Genomic DNA, 20,662 nt, shown 5'->3' on the forward strand with positions numbered 1-20,662 from the left:
TGTATGAAAAAAACAATATTAGAAGTGAATGGCTTAAAAGTAAATTTTAAAACATATGCTGGTAAAGTTCAGGCAGTTCGTAATGTAACTTTTGACGTTAAAGAAGGGGAAACACTTGCGATTGTTGGTGAATCAGGATCAGGTAAAAGTGTAACGTCACAAGCGATTATGCAATTACTTCCTATTCCACCAGCGATTTATGAAGACGGAGAAATTTTATTTAATGATACAAATCTTTTATCATTATCTGATAAAGAAATGGAAAAAGTACGTGGTAACGATATTAGTATGATTTTCCAAGATCCAATGACAAGTTTAAACCCGACGATGAAAATTGGTAAACAGATTACAGAGGTAATGTTAAAACACCAAAAGGTTTCTAAGTCTGAAGCGAATCGTCGTGCGGTTGAGTTATTAGAACTTGTTGGTATTACAGAGCCTGAAAAGCGTGTAAAACAGTATCCACACGAATTTTCAGGGGGAATGAGACAGCGCGTAGTCATTGCGATTGCACTCGCTGCTAATCCGAAGTTACTCATCGCAGACGAACCAACAACAGCACTAGACGTGACAATTCAAGCACAAATTTTAGAAGTAATGAAACGCGTGCAAAAGAAATTTAACACATCAATTATTTTCATCACACATGACTTAGGGGTAGTTGCAAACGTTGCAGATAGAGTTGCTGTAATGTATGCAGGTGAAATTGTAGAGATTGGAACGGTTGAAGATATTTTTTATAATCCACAACATCCCTATACGTGGGGCTTACTCGGTTCGATGCCAGATTTAGGATCTAGTCGAGAAGAAAAACTACGCACGATTCCTGGTACACCACCAGATTTAACGGATCCACCAAAAGGTGATGCATTCGCAGCGAGAAATCCATATGCGATGCGTATTGATTATGAGAAGAACCCACCGATGTTTAAAGTTAGTGACACACATATGGCGAAAACTTGGAGACTCCATCCTAACGCACCAAAAACAGAAATCCCTGAAATAATTAAAGCGCGTTATAGTAAGTACAATCTAAAGGATGGTGAAAGTGTTGAGTAAACCATTACTTGAAGTGAACCACTTAAAAAAATACTTTAATTCTAAGAGTAACGAAGTTCGAGCAGTCGACGACGTATCGTTTACAATTAAACCTGGAGAGACTCTCGGTTTAGTTGGAGAATCTGGATGTGGTAAATCAACTACTGGTCGTACGATTATCAACTTATACGAACCGACTGGTGGCGAAGTTATCTTTGACGGTAAAGATGTAACAAAGCTAAATAAAAAAGAGATGAAGCAATTTTATCAGAACATGCAGATGATCTTCCAAGATCCTTATGCGTCATTAAACCCGCGTATGACAGTTAAAGAAATTTTAAGTGAAGGTTACGATATTCATGGACTGTATAAAAATAAAAAAGAACGCAATGAACAAATCAACTACCTACTTGAATCTGTTGGTTTGAACAAAGAACACGCGTCGAGATATCCACACGAATTCTCAGGCGGACAACGTCAACGTATTGGTATCGCACGTGCGTTATCATTTGACCCGAAACTTATCATCGCAGACGAGCCGATTTCAGCACTCGACGTGTCGATTCAAGCACAAGTCGTTAATATGATGAAAGAAATCCAAAAAGAGCGTGGATTATCCTACTTATTCATAGCGCATGACTTATCAATGGTTAAATATATTTCAGATAGAATCGCTGTAATGTATAAAGGTAAATTATTAGAGATTGGTGAAGCGGATGACTTATATAACAATCCTATTCACCCTTACACAAAATCCCTACTCTCTGCGGTTCCACAGCCAGACCCTGAGAGTGAGAAAACTCGTCAACGTATTTCTTATAAACATATTGAATATAGTGCAGAAGAAGAAAAAGATTTAAAACTTAGAGATTTTGGTGACGAACATCTCGTGTACTGCACGTCAAAAGAATATGAAAAATGGTCCACACTTAAACCTACAGTATAATTACTGTAGGTTTTTTCATGATATAATTAGTAGAAATAGTATAATAATTGTATTAAGCTACGTAAATATAAAATAGAGATTTATTTATTTTCTCTAGAATGGAGGAAAATATGCCAACTAAAATAGTCGTTGTTGATGATGAAAAGCCAATCGCGGAAATATTAGAATTTAACTTACAAAAAGAAGGTTACGAAGTTTTAATTGCGCACGAAGGAAATGAGGCGCTAGATCTTATCTTAGAAGAAGTGCCAGATTTAGTTTTACTTGATATTATGCTACCAGGTAAAGATGGTATGGAAATTTGTAGAGAAGTAAGAAAAAAGTACGACATGCCAATCATTATGTTGACTGCTAAAGATGATGAAATAGACAAAGTACTCGGTTTAGAACTCGGTGCAGATGATTATGTGACAAAACCATTTTCAGCACGTGAGTTAATTGCGCGTGTAAAAGCAAATCTAAGACGCAAGACACCTTCAACTGAAGAAGATAAAACAGATGAGAATATTATGAAAATACGTGAAATTTCAATTGACTTAGATGCATACCTTGTTAAAAAGAACGATGAAGAAGTCGAACTCACACAACGTGAATTCGAGTTATTAAAGTATTTAGCACAGTATCCAGGTCAAGTGATGACAAGAGAACATTTACTTGAGACTGTGTGGGGATATGATTACTTTGGCGACGTACGTACAGTTGACGTTACAGTACGTCGTTTAAGAGAAAAAATCGAAACAGATTCAAGTCATCCAGAATATATACTCACGCGTCGTGGTGTTGGTTACTTTATAAAAGGTGACGACTAAATGTTTAAAGAATGGAGTCGAAATGTTAAATCTCTCCAAGTTAAACTTGTCGTCATATATGTCTTACTCATCATTATTGGTATGCAAATTATCGGTCTCTACTTTACAAATGTATTAGAAAGAGACTTAACAAATAATTTTAAAAGCAATATTGAATCACAAATTGATCTAATTGAAAGTCGCATCGTCGAGCTAGATAGTGAGTACGATACGAATCGTAGTAAGTTTCAGCAAGAAGTTCAAAAAGTTATCGATGACTATGGAAATAGACTCGATATTAATGAAATTCGATATGTAAATAACGATCAAATACTACTTGCAACGAGTAAAATCACAAACGAAGGAACAGTAAATGCTCGGGTAAATATAAAAGATTTAAACGACGCATTAGAAACTGGTGTTCAAAACGATGAAATCTTCGTAAATCGAGCGGATGATAATAAGCGTGTTTGGCTTGTGAACTCTCCAGTCGTTTCACACGATAAGATTATCGGTGCAATTTACGTCGAATCAAATATCGAAACAGTCTATTCACAACTTGAAAAGATTAACAATACATTTATTATCGCGACTGCGATTTCTTTAATTATTACGACAGTACTCGGTATATTTGTTGCACGTACAATTACTAAACCAATCATTAGTATGAGAAACCAAGCGCTACTGATGTCTGAAGGAAACTATACATCTAGAGTACAAATTTATAGTGATGATGAGATCGGTCAACTCGCGGAGTCATTTAATATACTTTCTAAACGTGTTCAAGAGGCACAAGCTAATACTGAAAGTGAAAAAAACCGTCTCGACTCAGTAATTACACATATGTCAGACGGAATTATTTCATCAGATAGACGTGGAGGTATTAGACTCGCAAACGACACAGCGTTATACATGTTAGACGTAGATTACGAAGATATATTAAACAAAAATATGATTACAACACTCGGCTTAGAAGACGAATTAGAACTCTCTGACATCTTAAGTGATAGAGACACATCTCATTTAATTTTCTTAGAATCTAAAGAAGGGAACCGTATCATTAGAGTGAATTTTAGCGCTATAGTAAAAGATACGGGATTCGTTAGTGGATTCATTGCGGTAATGCATGACGTTACAGAGCAAGAAGAATTTGAAAGAGAACGTAGAGAATTCGTTGCGAACGTTTCACATGAGCTTCGCACCCCACTTACATCAATGCATAGTTATATCGAAGCATTAGAAGACGGTGCGTGGCAAGATGAAGAAATTGCACCTAGATTTTTAAAAGTAACACGTGAAGAAACTGAGCGTATGTCTAGACTTGTTGAAGACTTACTTCAATTATCACGTATGGATAGTGAAGTTGAAGAAATCAATAAAGAAGTTGTGAACTTCAATATGTTCTTAGAAAATATTATTGAAAGATTTACAATTACGTTTAAAGACGAAGTTATATTTACGAAAAATATTCCAAATAAACCAATATATGCTGAAATTGCGATTGATAAGATGATGCAAGTACTAGATAACGTTATAACTAACGCTATTAAATATCAGACAAGAACACCGAAAAAGGTTGAATTTCATTTACAAGAAAATACATTATATAACCGAATGACTTTACGTATTAAAGACCACGGATTAGGAATTCCAGGTAAAAATGTGAACCAAATATTTGATAGATTCTATAGAATCGACAAATCACGTACACGACAAATGGGTGGTACAGGACTCGGACTTGCGATATCTAAAGAAATTGTAGAAGCACATGACGGTAAAATATGGGCAAATAGTATCGAAGGAGAAGGTACGACAATATTCATAAACTTACCTTATTTAGATATTGAAGAGGATGAGTGGGATGCTTAAGGAACATATTAAAACAATATTTCTCACAGTTCTCATAATTTTAAGTTGTTTTCTGACGTATAAAACTTGGATTTACACACCAGAATTTGAGTCCATTGACACGACTTTATCTCTCCCGCCAATGTCTTCTCAAGGTGAAGTCGTATCGTTTAAAGATACGACTCGTGCGTATCAAGCAGTTCATATTAAAGATAATGAAGAAATTGGTACGATGAGTAAAGAGTTTTTAGACGAGTTTAGAGATCTCTTTCAAGGTAAAGAAGTAACCGAAGTTCAACAAGAACAGCCAATTAATCAATTAAAATCTGAAGCATTAATCGAAAGTAACGAGATACTCATTATCGATTATTATTCAGAAATGCCTGCACGTACATTTTTAACGATGTTTGAAATGGATACAGATAAAGACCATATAGATTTTAATTTCGACCGTATCATTTTAGAAATGCGTGACGATGATACAATTTTAAATTTAGTCACCGAAGATCGTACGAGTTTTACTTCTTATAAAATAGATATTCCTAAAAGTGAGATTGAAACAGTTATTAATAATCATAGTGACTTATTTATAGACTATTCGATGGTTATTTCAAATGCTGAAACATCCAATCGATTAACTGCGATATATGGACCAAAATCACCAGGAAAACAAAAGGTTCACCAGTTTATACCATCAACGCTAAGCGTATCGACGATGAACGAAACATTATTCTCATCGTCAGATGTTGAACAAAAACAATCTAAAGATATTACAGTCTATGAATCAGATACCGAAATTGCGACGTATAGTGCAAATAACTATCAGTATTCATTTATGAATTTAAAAGAAGCAGATAGTAATACACTCTCACCCTATCGGACAATCGAAAAATCATTTATCTTTTTAAATGGACATATGGGATTAACTGCTAAGGACATATTATTTGATTATGATGATGAAGAAAGTACAGTAATATACAAGCCAATGTTAAATGATTATGTCGTATTTAGTGATGAGATTATGAGTGAAATACTAGTCACAGTTAGAAAAGGAACAATCGCTGAATATAGTCGACCAATGATTCAAGTGAACGCAAATATTCCTTCTGATCTAAGTACGACGCTTGATGACCTAGAAAAAGTTCGTTATAAAATTGTAATTGATGAAAATTATGACTTCTCAAAAGTGAGTAAAATTATACTTGCGTATGAATTAAAACACAATGAAGATCAAAGTGAATTAAACGTCGTTGACTATATACCATCTTGGTATATTCTTTACGACGGTGAATGGGTGAAATACGATATTGAGGATGAAAGTTAATGGATTGGAAATTAAGTAAGTCGATATATATTTTTGTGTTTTTAATCATTAATATCGTATTAATCATTGTGCTTTATAATCAGAATAAGACTTCTGATTCGATGGAAATTAAAACAAATAAAACAGTTCAAAAAAGTGATGACTACAAAACAAACGTTAATACGACAGAAGAAATTAAATTGACAGTATTAAATGGTACACGAAAAGAATTTCAATCAGCAACATCTTCAGAAGAATCAACAAATCAAGGTATGCTAAAAAGTATTAGGAAAGTTCAAAGCTTAGACTTTGAACCGTCACATGTTCAAGAGTATGTCAATCAAGAAATGTATAAAGGTAGTGAATATACGTATAATTCGGACACAAGTAACAAAGAAATATTATATTTCAACCAAATGCACAACTCACTACCAATTTTTAATAATAGTGCAGCACGTATTAAAGCAGTAAATAAAGATGAGGGTATACAATTAGAACAAGGTTATATAGAGAATATCTCTGCCAATGAATACTCTAAAAAAGAACCAGTTAACGATCCGTTGGAAGCTGTAGAAGAACTTATGAAAGAAAAAGAAATTTCAAAAGAGGCAATCATTCTTTCTTCAACACTTGGATATTACTTAGTACTTCTACATGATAATAGTAATCAAGTATTACTTCGACCAAAATGGAAGCTAATTATTGAAGAAAAAGATATAACTCGTGTAATATATGTGGATGCAATCAATGCATCAGAAGAAATAATTGAAGGTGAGTGAAATCCACAATGAAAATGAGTGTACTTGCGAGTGGCTCAACAGGAAACTGTATATTTGTAGAGTCAGATTCGGGTAGTATTTTAATCGATGTGGGTCTTACATGTAAGAGAACTGAGATTGCGTTAAACAAAATCGAACGCTCATTAAACGATATCGACGCGATTTTAATTACGCATGAACATAGCGATCACATTAAGGGGTTAAAAGTCATCGCGAAGCGTTATAACATTCCAATATTTGCTAATAAAAAAACGTGGGAAGCAATTGAATCTAAAAACATCCACGTTAACGAAGAACAAAAATTTGAGTTTAATGCTTTAAACTATAAAGAAATAATTGGCTTAGACGTCGAGTCATTTAACGTCTCACATGACGCAGTAGACCCTCAATTTTACACACTATCTCAAAATGATAAAAAAATATCGGTAATTACAGATACAGGATACGTTTCAGATGAAATGAAAGGTATTATAAAAGACAGTGATGTTTTCGTATTTGAATCAAACCATGATGTAGATATGTTACGTGCTGGAAGATATCCATGGCCAACAAAGCAAAGAATACTGAGTGATATTGGGCACGTATCAAATGAAGACGCAGCACACGCGATGAAAGACGTTATCACTGACCGAACAAAACGCATCTATTTATCACACTTAAGTCAGGATAACAATATTAAAGAACTTGCAAGAATGAGTGTTGAACAAGTATTAAATCATCATGATATCGATACAATATCTCATGTAGCATTACAAGACACAGATAAAGACGAACCAACAAAAATATACACATTATAAAAGAAAAGTTATCCACAAGTAAGTGTGTATAACTACTGAATACTGTGGATAACTTGGGGACCAAGTGTGGAATACTTGGTCCTTTTCTGTGAATAAAATTAAAAATGAGGTGATTTAATGAAACTGACACTTATAACTGTTGGTAAATTAAAAGAAAAATATTGGCGTGAAGCGGTAAAAGAATATGAAAAGAGACTCAGTAAATACGCGAGTGTCTCACTCATTGAAATAAAAGACGAGCAAGAACCAAATAACGCAAGTGCTAAAGACATTGAGATTATTAAAAATAAAGAAGCAGAACGTATTTTATCTAAAATAAAACCAAATCAACACGTCGTGACGCTGGAGATCGGTGGAAAAGAACATTCTTCAGAAAGTTTTGCAAAACATTATAACAACTGGAAAACACAAGGCAAAAGTAATGTTGTATTTGTCATTGGTGGAAGTAATGGAATTGGAGAAGAAGTATTAAAACGATCAAACGAAGCAATTAGTTTTGGAAAAATGACCTACCCCCATCAAATGATGAAAGTTATACTACTCGAACAGTTATTTAGAGTAAATAAGATATTGAATAATGAAAGTTATCATAAGTGATACGATTTTTTAGAATTTATACATCGCTAATAGAGATCAATATTTCCTTTATTTAATTTTATATATGTGATATCAGAAAAGATATAGCATTATGGTAAATATTAAGAATTAATTGGTTACTAAATATAAAATATAATTATGTATTGATAAAGGAGAATTTAAATGAAGGCGAAGTGCTCCTCAGCCCTTCGCCTAAAATTTATTCAAGAGAACTATTTATATTTTAATTGATTTATCATTTATAGTGCAGTAATACCACCATCTATAACAAATTCTGATCCTGTAGAATAAGAAGCATCGTCAGACGCTAAGAAACATACAAGGTTAGATACTTCTTCTGACTGCGCCACTCTACGCATTGGAATTGTTTTTTCGAATTCTTTAACGGCTTCTTTAACATCTTCTTGTTCTAACATTGGTGTTTTTATAACACCTGGGTGTACTGAGTTAACTCTAATATTGTATGGAGACAATTCTTTAGCTGCAGCTTTTGTCATACCTCTGACCGCAAATTTTGTATCTGTATAGCCAATTGCACCACCAACAAGACCATTAATTGAAGAAATATTGATGATTGCCCCTTGTTTTTGACTTTTCATAATTTTAGATACAGTTTTGATGCCTAAAAATACAGATACTTGATTAATATTTACAATCTTCATATAATCTTCTAATGATATTTGGTCAATTGTTTTATTGTATGTGATTCCAGCATTATTAACCAATACATCAATTCGATTCCATTTGTTCATTACTTCTTGAATGACATGATTCCAATCTGCTTCTTTAGATACATCATGCTTGATAAATAAAACATCGTCTCCAAGAGAATTAGCTGTTTTTTGGCCTAATTCATCATTAATATCAGTTATCACGACTTTTGCGCCTTCAGCTATCGCTTTTTTGGCATGAAGTTCTCCCATACCTTGTGCGCCACCAGTAATAACGACGACTTTATCTTGTAATTTTCCCATTGTAAAACATCCTTCCTCTAAATTAATATTGTTCATAATGTTATTGTATATTTAACTCAATCCAGAAGCTAAAAAAGTCATTTATATTTATAAAGGTTTTTTTAACTTAAATATATGACTCTGTCAGTTCTAAAAATTCTTCAATGTCTTTATGAACTGAATTTAATGCGTCTTGCCAGAAGTCTGGTTTGCGTAAATCAACGTTTAAATGCTTTTCAGCTAACTCTTCTGTTGTCATGCTCGCAGTATCGCGTAGAAGCGCAATATAGTCATCTTCACTCAGGTTTCCATCTTCTAAGAAGCGGTTGTATATGCCTAAGCTGAAGAAGTATCCAAATGTATATGGGAAATTATAGAATGGTACACCAGTAATATGAAAATGTAATTTTGTTGCCCAGAACATTGGATGATATGAACGAAGTGCATCTTGATATGCTTCTTTTTGTGCTTCTTCCATTAGTTCTTTTAGTCTGTTGCTGTCTACAGTTGATTTTTGACGTTCATCATATAAGTTACGTTCAAAGATATAGCGTGCGTGGATATTCATCATAAATGCGACACTTCTTGAGAGTTTCTCGTCGATTAAATTAATTTTTTCTGCGTCTGAAGTTGCATTTTCAATCGTTGCATTTGAAACGACAAGTTCTGCGAATGTAGATGCTGTTTCTGCAACGTTCATTGCGTAGCGCTGATTGAAAATAGGTAAATCACGCATCACATAACTATGGAACGCATGACCAAGTTCGTGCGCGAGTGTTGAGACGTTACTTGTACTACCAGCAAACGTCATAAAAATACGAGACTGTTCTGATTCTGGAAGATTAGAACAATACCCACCCGGACGTTTTCCAGGGCGATCTTCTGCTTCAATCCATTGTTCTTCAAATGCACGACGCGACATCTCTGCCATTTTTGGGCTGAATGATTTAAAATTCTCGATAATAAATTCTGCTGCTTCATTGTACGTATATTTTTTGCTTGTATAATCTCCTACGTCAACACTTGCACTGACATCGAGCCAACCTAATTGATCAACACCAAGAAGTTGTGCTTTTCTTTTAAAGTATTTTTTGAGTGGTGATTTATTTTTAGCTATCGTATTCCACATTGTATCGAGTGTTTCTTCATCCATACGGTTGTAGTCTAGTGGTACTTTCATATAATCTTTATAGTTGTGAAGTTGATAGTTATTTAAACGAAATCCTGATAAATGGTTTAACGTCGTAGAAAATAAATCAGCTTTTTTCTCCCATGTATCTTCCCAAATTTTTAACAGTTCTTCACGTTTTTCAGGATTCTCTTCTGAATTCATCTTATTTTCAAATTGACCTGCTGAATAATATTTAGTTTCATTATCTTCAGTTAATGGAATTTGAATAGAAGCAACGAGTTGATTGTACATATTCCCCCACCCATGTAGACCATCGAGTGATAAATTGTTGATGATTGTTTCTTCCTCTGTGGACAATAAATCATTTTCTTTTTTTCGTATTTCTTCTAAAGGGAAACTCATTGCTTTAAAGAAGTCGTCCTCTAAAAATTTGTTAAATTGTTCCTCAGTAAGTGCACTGATTTTCTTATTTAAAATAATATTCTCTGATGAGAAATCTTTACGTAAATCCGCAACTTGATTTGAATTTTGTAATGCCTTTTGATCGTTAACATCTGCAGATACTAATCCTGTCGTAAAGCTCCCCATCTCACCAAGCGCGTTTGAAATGTTTTCGTATTGCTGTAAGATGCTCTTTAGCTGTGTAAAATCATTAGAATTTCCTTCAGGATCCCAGTCCTCTAGTTTGTTAGAAAAATCAGTAATGCTATCACTCACTTCTAATAAACGTTCTTTGAAAGTAGAAGATTCACTCCCACCTGGAAACACACTCTCCATATCCCAATTCTCTTTATACTTCATTAAATTCCATCCTTTCTGAATAAAAATATTGATACTTTTATCATACAGAAAATATATGAATATTAACATAAAACGTTTTCATAATTTGAGTATAAATTTATTAGAGATGATAGAATAATATTTGTCAGTTATTTATTGATAAATGTATGTTAAAAATTTTGAGGTGATTTCTTGAATTTAGGGCTTAAAAATAATGAAGTTAGATTAATAGAGTATTCGCCAAAGTGGAAAGATGAATTTAAAAGGTCTAAAAATTTAATATTAGATCATACTCATATTCAAGAAAATAGAATTGAGCATATTGGCAGTACATCAATAATCGGTATGTCCGCAAAGCCTATAATAGATATTGTTATAGGAGTAGATGATTTAGAAAAGGTTGATAAAACTTTGTTTAAAGAATTAGAAAACGCAGGGTTTTTTAGGTTAAAAGTGAATCGTCCTAATGAAATTGTACTTGCAAAATTTTTAGATGAGTCTTATAAAGTAAAAACGCATTTTATTCATCTTGTGGAATATGAAAAAGATTTGTGGCATAATTTAATCTTTTTTAGAGATTATTTGAATAATAACAAAGAAGCTAGAGAAAAATATCTAGATATTAAGAAGAAATATGTAAGTAAGTCTTCAACGGGAATCATCGATTATACAAATTATAAGGAAAACTTTGTGAAGGAAATTTATAAGAAACGTAAATAAATGATAGTATTATATATAATACACTGAATACAAGGAAGGTTTTATAATGACTTCAACGTTATTTCAACACGGCACCCTTGGTATGTTAATGGAAGGTTTTTTAGAAGGTACAATTTCTATTAACGAAATTCTTAAAAAAGGAAATTATGGACTTGGTACGCTTTCAGGTGCAGATGGTGAAGTTGTAATTGTAGATGGTAAAGCTTTTCATATGAATGGTGATAAGAGATTTATTGAACTAAATGGTGATGAAATGACACCATTTGGTATGGTCGCTCAGTTTTCTTCAGATAATAGTTTTAAGGTAAAAAATAAAACATCTGAGGCAGTACTAAAAGAAGTTGAATCTCATATGATAAGTAAAAACTTATTTTCAGCTGTGAAGATCACTGGTACATTTAAAATGATGCACATTCGTACGATTCACGCTCAAGAAGAACCATATCAACGTTTAATAGAATCTGCGCGTGAACAAGTGGAGATTAAAGAAGAAAATATTACAGGTACGTTAATTGGATTTTATACACCAGAGCTATTTCATGGAGTGAGTGTTGGAGGATTTCATAATCACTTTGTGGATGAAAATGAAAAATTTGGTGGACATGTATTAGATTTTGAGGTTTTAGATGGAACAGTTGAAATACAAAACTTTGAAACATTTGAGCAACAACTCCCTCTGACTAATGAATCATTCAACAAATCAGAAATGGACAATGAGAAAATAAGAAAAGAGATTAGAGAAACTGAATAAAAACTTTAAAGGAAAGGATTATATATTATGACTAAATCAGATAATCAGCATAAAGATATTGTTGTTATAGGCGCGGGTGTGATTGGCACTTCGGTAGCAACTGTACTTTCAAAAGTGAGCCCGAACTGGAATATTGATATGTATGAAAGATTAGATGAAGCTGGAATCGAGAGTTCGAATGAGAAAAATAATGCAGGTACAGGACATGCTGCATTATGTGAGTTAAACTACACAGTTCAACAAGCGGACGGAACTATTGACGCTTCTAAAGCTGAAGAGATTAATGAACAATTTGAACTATCTAAACAGTTTTGGGGCAGTTTAGTTAAAAATGGTGATATTTCTAATCCAGAGGAATTTATTCAGCCATTACCGCATATTAGTTTTGTAATGGGTCCAACTAACGTTGAATTTTTACGAAAACGTTATGAAAAACTAAAAACAATTCCTATGTTTGACAACATCGAATACACTGAAGATATTGAAACAATGAGAGAATGGATGCCATTAATGATGCGAGATCGTAAGTCTAGTCAGCTAATGGCAGCAAGTAAAATCGATGAAGGTACCGATGTGAACTATGGTACTTTAACTCGTAAATTAGCAAAATATTTAGAGCAGAAATCTAATGTTTCATTAAAATATAATCATGAAGTGATTGATTTAACTCAACGAGAAGATGGCAAATGGGAAGTTATTGTAAAAAATAGAGCGACTAAAGAAAAATTTACTAAAGTAGCTGATAAAGTATTTATCGGTGCTGGAGGTTACTCTATTCCATTACTTCAAAAAAGTGGGATATCTCAGAGAAAAAATGTCGGAGGTTTCCCGATTACTGGTCAATTCTTAGCGTGTAAAAATAAAGATATTATTAAACAACATAATGCAAAAGTTTACAGTAAAGAGCCTCTAGGTAAGCCACCAATGACTGTACCGCACCTCGATACACGTTATATCAATGGTGAAAGTACGTTACTATTTGGCCCATATGCGAATATTGACCCTAAATTCTTAAAATATGGATCGTTCTTTGACTTATTTGGCTCAGTAAAACCTTATAACATTACGACGTTATTATCATCAGCGGCTAAAAATATACCACTTATTAAATACTCAATTGACCAAATGGTTATGACTAAAAAAGGTTATATGAACTATTTAAGAACATTCATACCTGATGCAAAAGATGAAGATTGGGAATTATACACTGCTGGTAAACGTGTTCAGGTAATTAAAGACGACGACGAATATGGTAAAGGATATGTTGCGTTCGGAACAGAGGTTGTGAACTCTGATGATAATTCTGTCATTGCAGTATTAGGAGAATCACCAGGTGCTTCAATATCATTCTCTGTAGTTCTTGAAGCATTAGAGAAAAACTTTAAAGAAGATCGTGAACTCTGGGGACCTGCAGTTAAAAAATTAGTACCGTCATATGGTAAATCACTCATTAATGACGAAAAGCTTATGAGAGAAACTCGTAGAGAAACATCTGAAAACTTAAATTTAAATTATTATAATTAATTTTAAAAAGAGGTTGTATTAATGAAAAAAACAGTGATTATTTTCAGCGTTATTTCAGCGTTATTAGTAGCATTTAAATTATATCAAGATAAAGTCAACGAAATGCCTAATATAGAATATTAATTAGTAAAAGAAGTCCGTGATACTAGTTTGGTCACGGACTTCTTTTTATATAAGACTTTCTTTATTTAATTCTTCTTCAATGAGTTTAATATGTGAGTTGATAAGGTTTTTTTGATCATTTAAAAATTTTAAATGTGCTTTTAAAAATGTTTGAATTTCAATTTTATTATCGTAAAGCATGTTTGTATTTTTCTTAATTTCCTTTAGGGGCATGTTTAAATTACTTAAACATTGAATGAATTTTATCATTTCAATATCATCTTTTGAATATCATCTTTTATTATTATGATCTCGCTTAATATTTTTTAGTATTCCTTTTTTCTCATAGTAGCGCAACCTACTTTTAGAAATATCACAATAATTCGCAACATATTCTATGACTACTTGCAAGGTTGTTTACTTTCATTTTTTTGCTTCCTCAAGCTGATCGTACAATTCTAGTACCCTATCGTAACTCTGTCTTTCATCAATACATTTCATTAAATATAATCTCCTTTAATTAATTATATTCAATAAAATAGCCCTTCAAATTAAGAAGAGCGTCCAAGGTCTTCTTATCTTTCAGTACAAACTGTTGGAATTGGCACATCGCTAAAAGCTGTTGCCGGAGTTTCACAGGGCCAAATCCCTCCACTCACTCTTAATAAGAGAACTATTCTATTGATTACTAATATTATAGCATACTATTTGTGATTTCTGAAGTTGATGATAACGCATAGCGATACATCTAAATTTAATGATATAATTAGTGTTGATAAGATATTTTAACATATAAATAACGCTATGAATTACCTTTAAAGATAGGAGGATTTTATGGATAATGTAATTAAGGTACATTTAGTTGGATCAGATTATAATGCCTCTGGTGTTTATGATTTTGATAAAAAAACTATAATTATTTTTAAAGGAAGTAAAATTAAAAGTCATTTAAATGATATCATTAAAGAGGATTTTCCAGATATTATTGAACTTAGGAAACGACTTTATGATGAAAATATACTCACTAATAATGAGTTTATTGAAGATTATGAGTTCGATGATATCAATGTTACTACTAGACTTATATCTTCGAATGATTCTTCTAAAGAAGTATGGAAATTAAGTAATAACTCTTCACTTCAAAAGTACGAAAACCAACTTTCTCATCAAAAGCAGTTTATTGAATTCTATACGAGTTTTAAAGTTGACGATTTGGAAGAAAAAATAAAAGCTCAAGCAGAGGTTATTAAAAGATTTCAATCATTATATCCTCTACATAAGTTACCAAATTTGACGTTAAAAGAATTCGATCAAAGAGGTTCGAATGAGAGTTTTATGTACTTAATAGAATTTGGAACTAGAGAAATAGCGTCAGGGTTTTTAGGAAATAATAGAAATAAACTTTTCTTTCAGAATAAAGATGGAACTTATGATAGTATTAATTATTTTAAAAATAAGTATCCTAATGAAACAGTTGATGAACGACTGTCTTTATTTTTAAATCAGCTATATGAGATGATTGTAAATTTTGATAAAAATACTTATGTGAATCAACCACCTCGTAATATTAATACAATTCGTGGGAAACTCATTATGATATATCGCCCAGGCGAGCTGATTACATTTAATTCTAAAAATAAGTATGATGCGTTACATAAGCATTTAGGTTTACCTTATGAAAATCTCGATTCGGTTGAACTTAATATCGAGATGCAAAAGTTCTTAAATAAGAATGAGATAAAGGTGAATGTAACGGAAGCTGCAGAAATTTTAGAGGCGTATTATCAAGAATATATTAATTATAAAAATACTAATAAAGTAGTTGGAGATACGAACAATATGAACTCTATATCTGACGATATTTTTCTTTCTAAGGAGGAAATAAATCAAATATTACGATTACTGCAACGTAAAAAATCAATAATATTTACTGGTCCTCCTGGCGTAGGTAAAACTTTTATAGCTAAAAATTTAATTAATAAATATTTTAGTGATGTTGCTGAGTCTAGTATTGAAATGGTTCAATTTCATCAAAGTTATTCTTACGAAGAGTTTATTGAGGGATTAAAACCTCAAATGGATGGTAGTTTTTCTACGGAGAAAGGTATTTTTTATAATATATGTAAGCGAGCTGAAAATGATCCGGAAAAAGATTATTTTCTAATTATTGACGAAATTAATCGTGGTAATACATCGAATATATTTGGAGAGTTATTGTTATTATTGGACAGTGATAAACGTTCTAATTATGAAATTCGTTTAACATACTCTAAAGAAACATTTTCGATTCCTGAGAACCTATATATTATTGGGACGATGAATATGGCAGATCGATCATTATCAATAATTGATTACGCGCTACGTAGACGTTTCGCGTTTTTTAACATCGAACCTGCTTTTGATAAAAAGAAATTTGAAATGCATTTATGTAATGTTATGAATTTAACACAGAAAGATATTAATAATATTGTGTCAACAATGTCTAATATAAATTCAAAAATAGAAAAGACTATAGGAATAGATTTTGTAATAGGACATAGTTATTTTATAGAAAATGATGATATAGATGACGTAAAACAATGGTTAGAAGATATATTTGAATTTGAGGTTATGCCATTATTAAGAGAATATTATTATGATAACAACGAAAAAATTAAAGAATTTAGATATTTTATTGAGGAATTATATGAAAAATATTCCGATTAAAAATATTTATTATATGGCATTATATGCATTAGATTTATTGGATTATAAATATGAATTTGATTATAAAAATTATGAAAAAGTTGAATCTATTCATGATGTACTATTGAGTATGTATTTAAGGTCTTTAAAGAATTTAGAATCTAAGGGGCTAAGAAATGAATATATTCGAGAGGATCAAAAATCTTACTTTATAAAAGGTAAAATTAATGTTTTAGAAAGTTTACGGCAAGTTGATGGATCTTATATATCTGAAGTTGATAATTTTAGTGAAGACAACTTGTTAAATCAAATATTAAAAGCACAACTTGTTTATCTAAGTCAATTTGATTCCAAATTCAGACGTGACATTGGACATTTACTACTAAAATTTCAAAATGTTAGGCTGATTAATTTAAAAGGTATCACCTATCCTAAAAACTTTAATCGCTTGAATAATCATTATAGATTTTCATTACAAATAGGAAAATTTCTATATGAAAGTTCAATTCCCTCGGAGCAAAACAAAGACACATATTTTAAACAAATAAACGATAATGAAATTATGCACCAGTTGTTTGAGTCATTTATATTTAAATACTACTTAAAAGAACATCCGTATATAGTTAAAAAACGCAGTTACAGTTGGAATCTTAATCCACTTGCAGGTAGCGATATAGATTTAATACCGACTATGAATACGGATATAGAAATTGAAACACCAAATAAATATTATGTTATTGATGCTAAATACTATCAATCAGCATTTAGTGAACGTTATAAAAGAAGATTTAAATCGGAGAATATGTATCAAATTTATGCATACATGAATCGGGTTGAATCGAAAAATAAGATTATACAAGGTATTTTATTATATCCAAGTAATGGATATGACTTTTTTGAGCAATTTATACTGGAGGATGGTAAAATAATCTCCTTCAAAACAGTGAATCTGAGTGAAAGTTGGACTCGTGTGAAAAATGACTTAGATGAAATTTTTTGGGACACTTACAATGATTACTAATAAATAATGGTTAACGTTACTAACAATTTATTTCTAAAACGATAATATTAAACCATTTAAAAAGCTAAAAATAACGCTGTTCGTTATTTTTAGCTTTATTTTATAAACTATAGAGTTATGAATATCTTTAAAAGAAATTTCCGATTAAGCATAAAACAAAACATAGTCTAATTTTACGCCCAGTATGGACTATCCCATACTTTTAAAGCTTATCTTAAGTTTTTCTCTTTTGCTGATTTATAGAGTTCGTATCCCCATGATATGTCTTCTACTGCCTTTCTTCCTGCGAGGAAGACGATTTTTTCTTTGTCATCTTTACGTCCCTTTTTGTTACCACTGACAACGTCACCGAGATCTGTGATGTTTTTTCATCGAGTTTTTCTTCTTTTACAAGTCGAAATACTTGTCCACCGATATCGTAATATTTATTATAACGCTATGTGTTACTTAAATTAATGCACGTAATATAGATGTTTATAGAGTTTAAATAAATTAAAATAACGGGTAAATATTAAAAGTGTAAATTTATTTATTAATAAAATAAAAGCATTTACAATTAGATATATTTATTTTGTGTTACACTAAATTTGAATAAAAGATATCTTAAATTCATTAGATACTAATTTAATTTGTAGGTGAAGAAATGAAGAAGTATTTTGACCAAGGGAATTTTGAACCGTTTGTATACAAACGTCTTAATGAGGTAATTGATGAGTTTAAAGATGATCCAGATAGTTACGTAGTATTTGACTATGATAATACGAGTATTATTATGGATATTGAGGACAATTTGAACGTCTATCTAATGGAGCATCTTGAATATAAACTGACACCAGAAGAGTTCTATAAAACACTCACCAATGCTCATTATCATGAGGAATTATCTAAAGTGTTTGATCAAAAATATGAGCACGCGACTGGACTGAATCTTGCGGAAGATATTTCAAAAGAATATGAATGGTTATATGATAACTACATTACACATGAGAACCGTTCTGAGGCATTACTAAAAGAAGTAAAAGAAACAGCTCATTATCAAACATTCATCACGAAATTACGTATGTTTCATAAATTTGTAAACGGTAACTTACTAAGAGAACCATCTTATGGTTGGATGACTTATCTTTTTGCAGGTCATACTGTTGAAGAGTTTAGAGATATTTGTAAGCGTTGTATTAATGAAATGAAAGATAGGCCATTTGAAGAAATTACGTTTACAAGTGCTGAAAGTATTCCTGGAAAATCTGGAGTTGTTTCATCAACTTTTAAGTCAGGACTTAAAGTACCGGAAGAATTATTAAACTTATATGAAGCATTTAAGAAAAATAATATTACTCCATACATTGTAAGTGCGAGTCCGAGAGAATATGTAGATGTCGCAAAAGACTTATTTGGTCATGCAGTGGAATCAGAAAACATTATTGCAATGGAATTTAAAACAGATAATGGTGTCATTATTCCTGTAATGGATGACGACATGCCAATTACTAAAGGAAAAGGTAAAACTGACGCAATTAAAAAATATATTATGCCTAAACACGGTGGTAAAGAGCCAGTAGCAATGTTTGGAGATAGCATCGGAGATTATGACATGATGAAAACATTTAAAAACACACCGCTTTGTGTCATCTTTAACCGCCATTCAACAGATGATTTTAAAGAACTTATTAATTTAGCAATTAAACAATATGATTTCAGTGATGCACGTTTTGTTTTGCAAGGTAGAAATGAAAACAAAGGTATATTAATACCGAGTCAACAGTCGATTGCATTTGGAGAAACGAAAGCTCACTTATAATATAGAAGGGATTGTTTCACGTGAAACGTACATTTAACTTATCAGCAGGACCAGCAATGTTACCTACATCAGTACTAGAACGCGCACAAAAGGAACTTTTAGACTATAACGGTACGGGGATGTCCGTTATGGAGATGAGTCATAGAAGTTCTTATTATGATGAAATTATTAATGATGCAGAAAAAAATTTAAGAAAACTTGTTAATATTCCAGATAACTATCGAATTTTATTTTTACAAGGTGGCGCAAGCCAAGCATTCTTTACACTCGTTATGAACTTAAAACAGTCAGGAAAAGTTGCTTATGTCGATAGTGGGAATTTTGCGCATAAAGCGATTCAAGCTGCTGAAGAATTAGAAAAAGATTTAAACTTAGACGTTGATGTCGTTGCATCATCTAGAAATAACGGCTATAAAAATATACCGGAATTTCCAGAAACACTTAAAAACTATGATTACCTTCATATTTGTTCGAATAATACAATTGAAGGCACACAGTTTAAAGAATTCCCAAAATATGACGACATACCGCTAGTGTGTGATATGAGTTCTGACATATTATCACGTCCAATTAATATTGAAGACTTTGGTATGATCTATGCAGGTGCTCAGAAAAACTTAGGTATCGCGGGACTCACACTGGTTATTATTCGTGAAGATTTACTTGGGTTAAATGAGGTACCGACGATGTTTAATTACAAAGTATTTAGCGATAAAAACTCAATGTATAATACACCATCGACTTATTCAATTTACATTCATAAACTCGTGACAGATTGGTTATTAGAAATTGGTGGACTTGAAACTATTGAGACGAGAAACAAAGAAAAAGCAGCAATCCTTTACGATTATCTCGATCAGTCTAAATTATTTGTACCAACTGCAGATAAAGACTCTCGCTCATTAATGAACGTGACGTTCAGTACAAATGATGATGACTTAAATAAAAAATTTGTAGAATACGCTCAAGAAAATGGATTTGAAAACATTAAAGGACACCGCTCGGTCGGTGGAATGCGCGCGTCAATTTACAACGCATTCCCTAAAGACGGTGTAGAAGCACTTGTAGAATTAATGAAGAAATTTGAAGAGGAGAATTAA

The 20,662-nt window shown here is 32.0% G+C and carries 19 protein-coding genes, 1 pseudogene and 1 riboswitch; of the genes and pseudogenes, 16 read left to right on the forward strand and 4 right to left on the reverse strand.

Annotation, left to right across the window (positions count from 1 at the left end; translation table 11 throughout):
• Positions 1–3: 3 nt before the first annotated feature.
• From KPF49_RS00110 to rlmH, 8 genes are all read left to right on the forward strand, one after another.
• A complete protein-coding gene (locus KPF49_RS00110) occupies positions 4–1,059 on the forward strand; it encodes an ABC transporter ATP-binding protein (RefSeq protein WP_183672915.1) in 1,056 nt (351 codons plus the stop codon).
• Complete coding sequence (locus KPF49_RS00115) at positions 1,040–1,984, forward strand: ABC transporter ATP-binding protein (protein WP_219490121.1); 945 nt, start codon at positions 1,040–1,042, stop codon at positions 1,982–1,984. Before KPF49_RS00110 ends, KPF49_RS00115 begins: the two co-directional genes overlap by 20 nt.
• A 110-nt stretch (positions 1,985–2,094) precedes the next feature.
• Positions 2,095–2,793 carry a response regulator YycF gene (gene yycF, locus KPF49_RS00120; RefSeq protein ID WP_183672917.1) on the forward strand — a complete coding sequence of 233 codons (699 nt, stop codon included), beginning with the start codon at positions 2,095–2,097 and terminating at the stop codon, positions 2,791–2,793.
• Entirely contained in the window at positions 2,794–4,641 is a 1,848-nt protein-coding gene (gene walK, locus KPF49_RS00125) for a cell wall metabolism sensor histidine kinase WalK (protein WP_183672918.1), read from the forward strand. It begins immediately after the preceding gene.
• Entirely contained in the window at positions 4,634–5,944 is a 1,311-nt protein-coding gene (locus KPF49_RS00130) for a YycH family regulatory protein (RefSeq protein ID WP_183672919.1), read from the forward strand. The genes walK and KPF49_RS00130 overlap by 8 nt, the downstream gene beginning before the upstream one ends.
• Positions 5,944–6,702, forward strand: a complete 759-nt coding sequence (gene yycI / locus KPF49_RS00135; RefSeq protein WP_183672920.1) for a two-component system regulatory protein YycI — start codon at positions 5,944–5,946, stop codon at positions 6,700–6,702. The genes KPF49_RS00130 and yycI overlap by 1 nt, the downstream gene beginning before the upstream one ends.
• Positions 6,699–7,499, forward strand: a complete 801-nt coding sequence (locus KPF49_RS00140) for an MBL fold metallo-hydrolase (RefSeq protein ID WP_375781548.1) — start codon at positions 6,699–6,701, stop codon at positions 7,497–7,499. Before yycI ends, KPF49_RS00140 begins: the two co-directional genes overlap by 4 nt.
• Positions 7,500–7,616: 117 nt before the next feature.
• On the forward strand, positions 7,617–8,096 hold the full coding sequence (gene rlmH / locus KPF49_RS00145; RefSeq protein WP_183672921.1) for a 23S rRNA (pseudouridine(1915)-N(3))-methyltransferase RlmH: 480 nt from the start codon (positions 7,617–7,619) through the stop codon (positions 8,094–8,096).
• 239 nt (positions 8,097–8,335) lie between these two features.
• Here the strand turns inward: rlmH and KPF49_RS00150 are convergent, their stop codons facing one another.
• Positions 8,336–9,070, reverse strand: coding sequence for a glucose 1-dehydrogenase (locus KPF49_RS00150; protein WP_183672922.1), 735 nt, complete (start codon positions 9,068–9,070; stop codon positions 8,336–8,338).
• Positions 9,071–9,176: 106 nt separating this feature from the next.
• Positions 9,177–10,982: a M3 family oligoendopeptidase gene (locus KPF49_RS00155; RefSeq protein WP_183672923.1), complete on the reverse strand. Its 1,806-nt coding sequence runs from the start codon at positions 10,980–10,982 to the stop codon at positions 9,177–9,179.
• 171 nt (positions 10,983–11,153) lie between these two features.
• Between KPF49_RS00155 and KPF49_RS00160 the strand changes: the two genes are divergently transcribed.
• Genes KPF49_RS00160 through KPF49_RS08030 form a run of 4 tightly spaced genes read left to right on the forward strand, consistent with a single transcriptional unit; the run spans position 11,154 to position 14,079 of the window.
• A complete protein-coding gene (locus KPF49_RS00160) occupies positions 11,154–11,681 on the forward strand; it encodes a GrpB family protein (RefSeq protein WP_183672924.1) in 528 nt (175 codons plus the stop codon).
• A 46-nt stretch (positions 11,682–11,727) separates the two neighbouring features.
• Entirely contained in the window at positions 11,728–12,432 is a 705-nt protein-coding gene (gene budA, locus KPF49_RS00165) for an acetolactate decarboxylase (protein WP_183672925.1), read from the forward strand.
• A 27-nt stretch (positions 12,433–12,459) separates the two neighbouring features.
• Positions 12,460–13,956, forward strand: coding sequence for an L-lactate dehydrogenase (quinone) (gene lqo, locus KPF49_RS00170; protein WP_183672926.1), 1,497 nt, complete (start codon positions 12,460–12,462; stop codon positions 13,954–13,956).
• Positions 13,957–13,977: 21 nt separating this feature from the next.
• Positions 13,978–14,079, forward strand: a complete 102-nt coding sequence (locus KPF49_RS08030; RefSeq protein WP_246562741.1) for an SE2200 family small protein — start codon at positions 13,978–13,980, stop codon at positions 14,077–14,079.
• 45 nt (positions 14,080–14,124) lie between these two features.
• Here the strand turns inward: KPF49_RS08030 and KPF49_RS00175 are convergent.
• Positions 14,125–14,469, reverse strand: a pseudogene (locus KPF49_RS00175) (MerR family transcriptional regulator).
• Positions 14,470–14,630: 161 nt separating this feature from the next.
• Positions 14,631–14,729, reverse strand: a riboswitch (SAM riboswitch).
• Between the two features lie 163 nt (positions 14,730–14,892).
• Here KPF49_RS00175 and KPF49_RS00180 point away from each other — a divergent pair.
• Together KPF49_RS00180 and KPF49_RS00185 are read left to right on the forward strand one after the other, a co-directional pair.
• Positions 14,893–16,764 carry an AAA family ATPase gene (locus KPF49_RS00180; protein ID WP_183672927.1) on the forward strand — a complete coding sequence of 624 codons (1,872 nt, stop codon included), beginning with the start codon at positions 14,893–14,895 and terminating at the stop codon, positions 16,762–16,764.
• Positions 16,745–17,764, forward strand: coding sequence for a 5-methylcytosine restriction system specificity protein McrC (locus tag KPF49_RS00185; protein ID WP_183672928.1), 1,020 nt, complete (start codon positions 16,745–16,747; stop codon positions 17,762–17,764). The genes KPF49_RS00180 and KPF49_RS00185 overlap by 20 nt, the downstream gene beginning before the upstream one ends.
• 209 nt (positions 17,765–17,973) lie before the next feature.
• On the opposite strand, the gene KPF49_RS08175 is transcribed toward KPF49_RS00185, so the two are convergent.
• Positions 17,974–18,126 carry a hypothetical protein gene (locus tag KPF49_RS08175; protein ID WP_183673122.1) on the reverse strand — a complete coding sequence of 51 codons (153 nt, stop codon included), beginning with the start codon at positions 18,124–18,126 and terminating at the stop codon, positions 17,974–17,976.
• Between the two features lie 281 nt (positions 18,127–18,407).
• Between KPF49_RS08175 and KPF49_RS00195 the strand changes: the two genes are divergently transcribed.
• Positions 18,408–19,562, forward strand: coding sequence for a haloacid dehalogenase-like hydrolase (locus tag KPF49_RS00195; protein WP_183672929.1), 1,155 nt, complete (start codon positions 18,408–18,410; stop codon positions 19,560–19,562).
• Positions 19,563–19,582: 20 nt separating this feature from the next.
• On the forward strand, positions 19,583–20,662 hold the full coding sequence (gene serC, locus KPF49_RS00200; RefSeq protein ID WP_183672930.1) for a 3-phosphoserine/phosphohydroxythreonine transaminase: 1,080 nt from the start codon (positions 19,583–19,585) through the stop codon (positions 20,660–20,662).

Source organism: Nosocomiicoccus ampullae (assembly GCF_019357495.1).
Taxonomy (GTDB): Bacteria; Bacillota; Bacilli; order Staphylococcales; family Salinicoccaceae; genus Nosocomiicoccus; species Nosocomiicoccus ampullae.